The sequence below is a fragment of the Streptomyces sp. NRRL F-5122 genome, from assembly GCF_001507435.1.
GTDB lineage: Bacteria > Actinomycetota > Actinomycetes > Streptomycetales > Streptomycetaceae > Streptomyces > Streptomyces lannensis.
The window spans coordinates 1-10,345 of the sequence record NZ_LMWH01000296.1; the positions used below are offsets into that span (position 1 = coordinate 1).

Below are 10,345 nucleotides of genomic sequence, written 5' to 3' on the forward strand. Positions count from 1 at the left end.
TGCGGCTCACCACCGAACGCACGCCGCAGTCCGCCAGCGAGAGCCTCCAGCTCACCACTTCGGCCGACGAAGGCCGAGCTGATCGATGCATACGCCACAGGACCGAGAATGCCACAGAACCTTAACGCAGGTCCCACAACTCCAGTCTGCATCGAGCGTGACAGGCCAGTGACCTTCCATCCGGACCTCCAGGTCGGCACTCCCCCAGCAGAGCGTCGCCTGGGACGGTTCACCAGTGGCTGCAACCCTCACCGAGTGCCAGAACCCCGTAGTTCGGGTATAGGTTCTGATCTTTTTCTTTAGCCTTTCCGATCTTGGTGCTCGGCGATGGTGAGGTTGCGTTTGACGGTCTTTCCGACGTCATAGGGACGCTTCGCCGGCTATATCGCCGAACCGCTGCTGGTCCCGGGTCTTGCTGCGAGGATGGTCAAGACCAGGTCGACGTAGTGATCGATGACCTCGGCACGGGTCAACGGCCCGTTCGGTGAGAACCATTCGCGGATTCCGTTGAGCATGTCCAGCACGGCCATCGTCGTGATCGCGAGGTTCTCGACGGTGAACTCGCCAGCTTGAGCGCCTTCCTTGATGGTGTCGCGCACCGCATCGTGGTAGATGGTCTGCAGTTTGACGCCCTGTTCCTTTTGTGCAGGGGCCAGTGCGTAGCGGATCGGATTGCCGACGAGGAGTTCCGGGCGGCGGTCATCGCTGATCTCGATGTGCAGACGGACCGTTCGGCGGATGCGTTCGGTTGGGCTCAGGGACCGGTCGCTCAAGGTCGGGACGGTGGCCTCCACGAAATCCGTCATGAAGCGAAATACTATGGCGTGCAGCACGTCCTGCTTGTTGGTGAAGTGGTGGTACATCGTCGAGGAGGAGATGCCGACGGCTTCGGCGATGTCGCGGATCGATGTGGCGCCGAAACCGCGCTCGTAGAACAGGCGGCTGGCGCACTCCAGGATCTGCCCGCGCAGCACGGGGCCGTCGTCGAGGGACTTCTTCCTGGCCACGCAGTCACCTTACGCGGGGGACGGGGTTCCGCGGGATGCGGGTCGCGGCCACCACCTTGTTCATTGATCGACAAGGGCGGCTCGAGCGCCTTGACACTCTCGGAACGTCCGCGCTAACTTCCGTGCCGATCGAATGATCGGCACGGCGCTCGCCGTCTCGACCACGAGCCGGATGACGAGGGGCTCATGATGGCGCAGTTCAGGTCGGACTGGTCAACGGTCCCCGCTGCGCACAGCCGGGTGGTCGTCACAGGTGCGGCCGGCGGCCTGGGTCATGAGCTCACGACTGTACTGGGGGAACTGGGCGCCGAGGTGGTCGGGATCGACCGGCCTGGAACCGAGGCGGCGCCCGGAGTGCGCCTCGTGGAGGCCGATCTGACGGACGACGACGCAGCGCGTCGGTCCGTCGAGGCCGCTCGAGAGCTGCTCGGCGGGATTGATGCATTGGTGGGCGGGGCGGGGATCGTCGACACGATTCATCGGGCGCGGACCTTTCCTGTGCACGCCTTCCGACGGGATGTGGATGCGAACCTGGTGACACAGTTCGCGGTCGCTCAAGCGGCATACCCGGCCTTGAAGGAGGCCGGATCCTCCTCGATCGTGTTCCTTTCGTCGATTGCGGCGCAGGACGGCCTCCCCGGGCAGGTCGCGTACGCGGCGGCCAAGGCAGGGATCCTCGGATTGACCAGAAGCCTGGCCACGGAATGGGCCGGCGACGGTATCCGGGTCAACGCGGTCGCGCCGGGACTGTTCGCGTCCCCGAAGGTGCTCGCGATGCCCGAGTCGGCACGTGAACGACAACTCGCGTCGGTGCCGTTGGCACGAGTGGCCACCCTCGGCGAGGTCGTCGGCTCGGTGCTCTACCTGCTCTCCCCAGCAGCCGGTTACACGACCGGCCAGACCCTTCGCCTCGACGGTGGCGCCGGGCTCACGCTCGGCGGCTTCCACCGCTGAGGTCCTCCGCCCTGCCACCCCCTCTCTCGCCTCTTCGCGTGCGGCGACATCACCGACGGATCGGATCCTCAGGAGCTGCGCATGTACTACATCGGTGTGGACATCGGTGGAACGTTCACCGACTGTGTGCTGGTTGACCGGAGCGGCCACCACCGTGCAGCCAAGACACTGTCCACCAAGCACGATCCGGCCTTGGGCGTGCTCACTGGGCTCGAGCGCCTCGCCGAAGCCGAGGGCATCGACTTGCCGACCCTGCTGCGCCGGACGAGTCGTTTTGGGCACGGCACCACCATCGGCACCAACGCCGTGCTGGAGCGCGCCGGTGCACGCGTCGGCTTGGTCGCCACGGCCGGACACGGTGACGCGCTGTCGATCATGCGGGGGTCCGGGCGAGTGGCCGGTCGGCCGATCGAGGACGTTTTCGCCGTGCACGGAAGCCGGCTGCCGGCCCCAATCGTCGTGCGTGGTGCGGTGCTTGAGGTGCACGAGCGCATCGACGCCTCGGGTGCGGTCGTGGTTGCCCTGGACGCCGCACGCGCGGTCGAAGACATCAAGCGGCTGATCGCCGAGCACCGTCTGGACTCGATCGCGATCGCGCTGCTGTGGTCGTTCGTGAACTCCGATCACGAGAAGGCCCTGGCCGAGGCGCTCGCGATCGCGGCACCGGACATATTCGTGTCGAGTTCGGTGCTCGTCTCTCCTCGGCTCGGGGAGTACGAGCGCACCGTTGCCACGGTCATGAACGGCTACGTCGGCCCCGCGTGCTCGCGCTACCTGGGCGGGCTCGCCGAGCGCCTCGGTGAATCCGGGCTGTCCGAGCCGCTGCTGGTGATGCAGTCCAACGGCGGTGTCCTGCCTGCCGAGGCGGCGGCGACGACCTGGCTGGGTACCGTCGATTCCGGTCCCGCCGGCGGCCTGACCGGAGTCGCCTCACTGGCCCGGGCTTTCGGCCATGACCGCGTCGTCGCAACGGACATGGGCGGCACGTCCTTCGACATCGGTCTGGTGGTCGACGGCAAGCCGGTGATGGCTGACGACAACGTTATCGACCAGTACACGTACCGGATACCACGCCTCGCAGTGAAGACGATCGCGTGCGGCGGCGGCACCCTCGCCCGGTTCGATGAGGCCACCGGAGGCCTTCGGGTCGGCCCCCGGAGCGCGGGTTCCGAACCCGGACCGGCCTGTTACGGGGGCGGCGGCACCGAGCCGACGGTCACCGACGCAGACGTCGTGCTGGGATTCTTGCGCCCCGAGGCTTTCCTGGACGGCCGGATGCCGCTGGACCGCGACGCCGCGACCCACGCGATGGCCCGGCTCGCCAAGCAGCTCGGCCTCTCGGTCGAGGAGACCGCATCCGGCATCCTCGAGATCAACAATATGCGTGCGGCGACAGCGATCCGCCAACAGACGCTCGAACGCGGCCACGACCCCCGCGACTACGTGCTCTACGCCTATGGCGGTGCAGGCCCGGTCCACGCCTTCGGGTACGCGGCCGAATCGGGTGTACGCGAGGTCGTCATCCCGCTGGGCAACGGCGCATCTACGCTATCCGCCTACGGAATCGCCTCCGGCGACGTCGTGCTCTACAAGCAACTCGAACGCAGCCTGCTCGCCCCGTTCGAGGGGGCGCGAGCCGACGCTCTCGCCATGGCCGTCGCCGAGGTGGAGACCACCGCGAGGGCGGACCTCGCTGCCGCCGGGTTCGGTAGTGACGATGTCGTCATCGAGGTGGATGCGCTGATGCGGTTCCGTGAGCAGCTGATGCACAGCCTGGAGATCCCCGTGCCGCTGCCGGCCGACCCGGACACGGGTGCCCGGCTGCTGGACGGATTCGACACCGAGTACGTGCGACGTTACGGAGTGGGCGGGACCGCCCTGTTCCAGGCCGTGGAAGTGTTCGCGTTCCGGGCGCGGGCATCGGTGGCGGCGGGCATCCCGACCCCGCAGGCGGAGGCCAGGGACGCGATGCCAGCCCAGCGGACCGACGTGTACTGGCCCGGATGGGGCTGGACCCCGACCGACGTCCACCGCGGCTCGCCCCACAGCACCGTCCCTGGGCCTGCGCTCATCGAGCTGGCTCACACCACCATCGCCGTCCCGCCCGGGGCGTCACTGTCCACCGGTTCCCGCAACGAACTCCGCCTGCGACTCGCCAGCCCGAAGGAGTCATGATGACCGAGACGGTCTCCGCACCGGCTCCCGAGGGCTCCGAACCCTCGGCCGAGACACCCACCGTCGTCTGGGACGGCATCGCCCGTGGGTACGTCCCGACCGAGCCTCTGCCGGTGCCCGCATCGGTGCGGCTGCACACGACCGCCGTCGACGACGTCGACCCCGTGACGTTCGAGGTCGTGCGCTACTCGTTGATGAACATCAATCTCGAACACGGGCAGACGCTGCAACGGCTCTGTGTCTCACCCGTCACAATGATCACTCGCGACTTCCAGCCGTCGATTCTGACCGCCGACGCCGATGTGGTGTTTCTCGGCCCCTACTTGCAGTACTTCTCCAACGCCCAGTCACTGACGATCAAGTGGATCCTTGAGAACCGGGCCGAGGACCCCGGCATCGCGCCTGGCGACATGTACGTCTCCAACGACCCGTTCGTCGGGACACCACACCAACCCGACACCATCGTCGCCGCACCGGTGTTCATCGGCGACGAGATCTTCTGCTGGGTGTCGAACGTCCTTCATCACAGCGACGTCGGCGGCTCGGTCATGGGCAGCTTCTGCGTCGACGCCACCGACATGTTCCTCGACCCGCCGGCCTTCCCCCCATTCAAACTCGTTGACCAGGGCAGAATCCGCCCGGACATCGAGCAGATGTTCCTGCGGCAGTCCCGAGTGCCGAGGAACGTGCATATGGACCTGCGCGCAGCGATCTCAGCCAACCTGGTCGCAGCCGAGAAGATCACCGCTCTGCTGAAGCGGTACGGCGCCGACACCGTCAAGGCGGTGATGAACCGCGTGCTCGACTCAGGCGAGAAGACGGTCGCGGAGCGACTCGCCAGGATTCCCGACGGCACCTGGTCGCACCGTATGTACGCGGAGGCCGCCCACACCGGGGATAACGCCACCTACGTCTACCGGATGACCGTGCGTAAGGAGGGCGAACACCTCTACGTCGACAACCGCGGCACCGACTCGCAAACCGGTTCGATCAACGTCACCTACGCCGGGTTCGTCGGTGCTTTCCTCTCTGCGCTGACCGCCTCACTGGCTTCCGACCTCGCCGGTGCCTACGGCGGGGTGTACCGGCGCGTGCACTTCGATCTCGTTCCCGGCACGCTCTCCTGCGCGGACTTCCCAGCCGCCGTCAGCCCGTCGGGGATCTACACGATGGAGACGCTGATCAGTCTGGCCGGCACCGTCATCGGGCAGATGCTGGCCTGTGCCGAGCCCGAGATCGCGCGGCTCGCCATCGGTCCCGCACATCCGGCGTTCTACGCGATGATCAGTGGCGGTACGACGGCGGACGGAACCCCCTTCATCGCGACGAACGCCAACAACATGATCGGGTCGCTCGCTGCCTCCCCCGCCGAGGACGGCGTCGACTTCGGCGGGCACTTCTGGATTCCCGAGGGAACGGCGAGCAACGTCGAGGAACTCGAACTGCTCTGGCCGATGCTCTACCTCTACCGGCGCGCGATGCCCGGTGGCGCTGACGGAGCGGGACGTCACCGCGGCGGTCGCGGGTTCCTGGAGGCCGCGATCCCGTGGGGTGCGCCCGGGCTTGCCGCGGCGGTCTATGTCGACGAGTCGTTCCCCAAGGTGGTCGGTGCGCGCGGCGCGAACCCCGGTTCGGTCGGCCACTTCCGCCTCAAGCACGGTTCGGACGTGCACCGGTCGTTCGAGGCAGGAAAGATCCCGCAGGACTTCGACACGATCAGCGGTACCCAGGCTGCGATCGAGGCCAAGGGCCCGGCGCTGATGGTCGCCGAGGACGCGGTGTGGGAGTGGACCGGCGCGAACGCCACCGGGTTCGGTGACCCGCTGACCCGCGAGCCGGAACGGGTGGCCGTCGACGTCGCCGCCGGATCACTGCCCGCCGAGGCCGCCGAGCGTGTCTACGGGGTGGTGCTGACCGGCACCGGCACGACGGACGTCGCTGCGGACTCGGCGGCGACGGATGTGCGACGACGGGACCTGCTCGCGGCCCGTCTCGCCGCGGCCTCCGCGCCCGGCCTTGTTCGCACGGCGCCGGCCGACGCCCGGCTGCACCTGCTCGGCGGCGAACTCGCGCTGGCGGAATTCAACGGGGCTCGCCATTTCGTGAGCGTCACCGGTCGAGCGGTGCTGGGGCCGGTGACAGGCAACTACAAGGACGGCTGTGCCGTGCTCGAACGACCTGTCCGCGACCTCGCTCCCGAGTACGCCACTCACAAGGCGCGCGCCGGATACGCGGTGCGTCACCGCGAGTACCTCTGCCCGGTCACCGGGCTCCGGATCGAGACCGAAATTCTCCGCGACGGCGACGAGCCTCTCCACGACATCGCTCTCGCACCGACCAAGGAGTCATGATGCGAGCGGAAACCCTCCCCCGGATGTTCATCGAGATCGCGCATGAGCACGGGTCACGTGAGGCACTGGTCGACGGACCCGTCCGGCTCGAGCATGCCGAGGTACTGCGGCGAGCCGCCACCGTCGCAGTCCGGTTACGAAACAAGGGGGTCAAACCGGGCGACCGGGTCGCGATCCTCTTGCCCAACTGCTGGCAGTACGCCGTCGCTTACATCGGCGCCCAACTGGCCGGCGCCATCGCCGTCCTGGTCAACACCCGGCTGACCGGTCCGGAACTGGACCATATCCTCACCGACAGCGGTGCGACGGTGCTCGTCACCGACGGCGTCGACGGGGTCCTCGGCGCCCGCGTCCCGGCCGGGCTCGCCGATCTCATCGTGCCCGCCGAGGTGCTCGTCGCCGATCCGGAGGCCGGCATAGCCGGGGTCGACCCGAGCACGTTGCCTGGTTGCGACCGCACCGCCAGCGACGTGGCGCATCTTCTCTACACCTCGGGTACCACGGGCAGGCCCAAGGGCTCGATGCACAACCATGCGAACCTGCTGTTCAATGCCCGTACCGTGCGCGAGCGGCTCGGTGCGGGACCGGAGGAGAGGACACTGATCGCGGCTCCTATGTTCCACGCGACCGGTGCGGTCTCCCAGTTCGTCGGATTCTTCAGCGGTGGCGGGTGCTGCGTGTTCACCCCGGCTTTCAAGGCGGAGACAGCCGTGGCGCTCATGGCGCGGGAGCGGATCACGTTCTTCGCCGGTGTCGCGGCCATGCTCCGGCTGATCCTGCTCAAGGCCGAGGACACCGCCTCCGATCTGTCCGCCCTGCGTCTGTTCGTTATGGGCGGGTCCCACGTCCCGCAGGAATTTCCCGCCGAGGTCGCAAAACGCCTGCCTGGTCTCAACCTCGGCAACGTGTGGGGCCTGACCGAGGGCACCTCGATCGTGACCTACACCGAGGGGGACGAGTACCTCGCCCACGCCGACACCGTAGGCAGACCTGTCGCTGGGCTCGAGGTCGCCGTTTCGCGCGGCGGAGCACCTCCTCGCGATCTGCCGGGCGTCGTCGGCGAGTTGTGCGTGCGCGGTCCCGTGGTGACCGCTGGCTACTGGAACAACCCGGATGCCAGCGCGGCCACGTTCGTGGACGGCTGGCTGCACACGGGCGACGTCGGCAGCGTCGACGCCGATGGGTTCGTCCGGGTCCTCGACCGCCTCAAGGACATGATCATCCGCGGGGGCGAGAACATCTACAGCCTCGAGGTCGAGAACGTCCTGGCCGGCCACCCGGACATCGTCGATGTCGCCGTCGTCGGGGTGCCCGACCCGATCTTCGACGAGCGGGTGCGCGCGGTCGTGGTGCCCCGTCCGGGACGCGCTCCCAGCGTTGAGTCGCTGCGTGCCCACGCCGCCTCCGCCCTGGCCGACTACAAGGTTCCCGCTGAGATCGTCTTTGCCGAGCAACTACCGCGCAACGCGTCCGGAAAAGTCCTTAAACGACAGCTCGCCGACACCGCCTCCGACCACGATGGTGCAACCGATCACGCGGAAGGCCCGGCCGCTAAGGAAACAGATGGCATCCCCGGCTGACTCTGACCGCACCGAATCCGGGACCCCCACGGTCGACGATGTCGACGTCGTGATCGTGGGGGCCGGTTTCAGTGGGCTAGGCGTCGCAGCTCTGCTCGACAAAGCAGGAATCCGCTCGTTCCGCATTCTGGAAGCTGCCGACGACCTCGGCGGAACGTGGCGCGACAACACGTACCCGGGGTGCGGCTGCGACATCCCCTCACCGCTGTACTCCTACTCATTCGACCAGAACCCCGACTGGAGCAGACTGTTCGCCGGCCAACCGGAGATCCTGGACTACCTGCGCGTGGTCGCCCGCCGCCGAGGCCTTATCGACCGCACCCGATTCGGCCAGGAGGTTCGCGAGGCCCGGTGGGTCGAGGCCGATGCCCGTTGGGAGGTGGTGACTTCGACCGGCGAATGCCACCGCTCCCGGTTTCTAATCTCCGCGGTCGGACCACTGCACCATCCTGCCTCTCCGGACCTGCCCGGCATCGAGACCTTCGGCGGACCAGCCTTCCACTCGGCGGCTTGGGCGCACGACGTGGACCTGACCGGCAAACGGGTCGCGGTCATCGGCACCGGTGCCAGCGCCATCCAGTTCGTCCCCGCGATCGTCGACAAGGTCTCGTCGCTCACCGTCTTCCAACGCACGCCGCCCTGGATCGTCCCGAAGGCTGACCGGCCCTTCGACATGCGTCATCGTTTCTTGGCCCGGTGGTTCCCGCCCTACCGGTGGTGGGTGCGCGAGCGTCTGTTCTGGATCCACGAACGGCGCGCCGTCGGATTCGTCAGCAACCCCGAGGCCATGGCGAGGACCGGTGCACTGGCGCGCAGACTGATCGAGAAGCAGGTCGCCGACCCTGAGCTGCGTGCCACCGTCACGCCCGACTACACCATCGGCTGCAAGCGGCTGCTGATCTCCAGCGACTGGTACTCCGCGTTGTCGCGCCCCCATGTTCACGTGCGTCGCGGCGGGGTCAAGGAAATCCGGTCCGGTGTCGTCGTCGGAGAGGACGGCGCCAAGGTTGATGCCGACGTCCTCATCTACGGCACCGGCTTCGACGCACAGCACACCATTCGCTTCGACATCACTGGTTGCGGCGGACTGACGCTCGCCGACGCTTGGCACAACGGCAACCAGGCTTACCTTGGCACTACGGTCGCCGGCTTCCCCAACATGTTCCTCATGGTCGGCCCGAATACCGGACTCGGACACAACTCGCAGATCTTCATGATCGAGGCCCAGGCCCGCTACATTGTCGGCATCCTGCGCGGCCTCCGCCGTCGCGCTGCCGACTCGGTGGAGGTGCGCCCCGAGGTCCAGCAGGCGTTCAACGATTGGATGAACGGACGCATGGCAGGCACGGTCTGGCAGTCGGGCGGGTGCCGTAGCTGGTACCAGGATCCTCGATCAGGACGGAACACCGTTCTGTGGCCCGACACCTCGATTGCCTTCTGGCGCCGGACGCGCCGTGTCCGGCTGACGGACTATCGGCTGGCTTGAGGACGGTGACCACCGGTACCGGTGGATACGCGGCCGATCCGGGCCTCGCGGTAAAGCGGCCCGAGTCGCTCCGTAGGCATGCTCGGCGGGCGCCTCGCGAAATCCCAACGGCTAGCAATCCGTGGGACGTTGCTGGCGGAGACGGTCCCGCTCTGCCTACGGCGAGCCGTCTTTCTGATCACCACTAGGCCTGGTTGGGGCTGCCACCCAACCGGGTTGCCGGCAAGCCTGTCTGGGCCACAGTGTCCGGCACCTGAGACCGGGGTCCGTGGAGGACGGCCTTCGAATCCGGTCCCGGACGACGAGCCTTGCTGTGGCGGTGCTGTGGCCGAGAGCAGGGAGATCGGTACGTTGTGCCGCCAATTGGGCTCTCCGCCGCCGAGTCGTTGATGTGCTGCCCGTCCCCCACCAACGATGGGGGGCGGGCTAGGGTTGCTTATGCAGTACCCAAGTTGGTACTGCTCCTGCCAATCGTTAGAGAAGCCACCAGAGGGCGCTTCCGGCCAGCGGGGCGGCGGGGTGGTGCAAAGACCACCTGCTCTTCAACGAACGCACTCGGGAGCGGCACCCTTCACCGCTATCCCGCCCATGTTGGCAGGTTGGCACTTTCCGGATCAGAAATCGCTTTGCGGTGAAGTAATACAACGCCATACACGCGGCGCAGAACACGTACGACACTGAACGAGGGGAAGTGCACCTCGCCGCCGCCGGTCCTCGGTAGTGGCCCCCGGGGGAAGAGAACCCCGGGTGCTTCGATCGAAGACCGGCCCGCACCGGAAGGAGCGCTTCTCC

At 67.3% G+C, this 10,345-nt stretch carries 6 protein-coding genes; 5 read left to right on the forward strand and 1 reads right to left on the reverse strand.

All coding sequences use genetic code 11. The features are described from left to right. Positions 1-380: 380 nt before the first annotated feature. Positions 381-1,007: a TetR/AcrR family transcriptional regulator gene (locus tag ADL25_RS43000; protein WP_059133409.1), complete on the reverse strand. Its 627-nt coding sequence runs from the start codon at positions 1,005-1,007 to the stop codon at positions 381-383. A 189-nt stretch (positions 1,008-1,196) separates the two neighbouring features. On the opposite strand from ADL25_RS43000, the gene ADL25_RS45475 reads away from it, so the two are divergent. The 5 genes from ADL25_RS45475 to ADL25_RS43030 all read left to right on the forward strand — a co-directional run bounded on the left by ADL25_RS45475 (position 1,197) and on the right by ADL25_RS43030 (position 9,553). After that, positions 1,197-1,961 carry an SDR family NAD(P)-dependent oxidoreductase gene (locus tag ADL25_RS45475; protein WP_063805865.1) on the forward strand — a complete coding sequence of 255 codons (765 nt, stop codon included), beginning with the start codon at positions 1,197-1,199 and terminating at the stop codon, positions 1,959-1,961. Between the two features lie 81 nt (positions 1,962-2,042). Continuing rightward, positions 2,043-4,136: a hydantoinase/oxoprolinase family protein gene (locus tag ADL25_RS43015; RefSeq protein ID WP_059133412.1), complete on the forward strand. Its 2,094-nt coding sequence runs from the start codon at positions 2,043-2,045 to the stop codon at positions 4,134-4,136. Further along, positions 4,136-6,487, forward strand: coding sequence for a hydantoinase B/oxoprolinase family protein (locus tag ADL25_RS43020; RefSeq protein WP_059133413.1), 2,352 nt, complete (start codon positions 4,136-4,138; stop codon positions 6,485-6,487). The genes ADL25_RS43015 and ADL25_RS43020 overlap by 1 nt, the downstream gene beginning before the upstream one ends. Next, positions 6,484-8,067 carry a class I adenylate-forming enzyme family protein gene (locus tag ADL25_RS43025; protein WP_079050998.1) on the forward strand — a complete coding sequence of 528 codons (1,584 nt, stop codon included), beginning with the start codon at positions 6,484-6,486 and terminating at the stop codon, positions 8,065-8,067. Before ADL25_RS43020 ends, ADL25_RS43025 begins: the two co-directional genes overlap by 4 nt. After that, positions 8,006-9,553 (forward strand): flavin-containing monooxygenase, encoded by a 1,548-nt coding sequence (locus ADL25_RS43030; RefSeq protein WP_220296870.1) that lies wholly within the window; start codon positions 8,006-8,008, stop codon positions 9,551-9,553. The genes ADL25_RS43025 and ADL25_RS43030 overlap by 62 nt, the downstream gene beginning before the upstream one ends. Positions 9,554-10,345 lie beyond the last annotated feature (792 nt).

Excerpts from the sequence above, each read along its gene's own strand:
- ADL25_RS45475 (WP_063805865.1), top strand. The coding sequence starts at position 1,197 with ATGGCGCAGTTCAGGTCGGACTGGTCAACGGTCCCCGCTGCGCACAGC.
- ADL25_RS43015 (WP_059133412.1), top strand. The coding sequence starts at position 2,043 with ATGTACTACATCGGTGTGGACATCGGTGGAACGTTCACCGACTGTGTG.
- ADL25_RS43020 (WP_059133413.1), top strand. The coding sequence starts at position 4,136 with ATGACCGAGACGGTCTCCGCACCGGCTCCCGAGGGCTCCGAACCCTCG.
- ADL25_RS43025 (WP_079050998.1), top strand. The coding sequence starts at position 6,484 with ATGATGCGAGCGGAAACCCTCCCCCGGATGTTCATCGAGATCGCGCAT.
- ADL25_RS43030 (WP_220296870.1), top strand. The coding sequence starts at position 8,006 with ATGGTGCAACCGATCACGCGGAAGGCCCGGCCGCTAAGGAAACAGATG.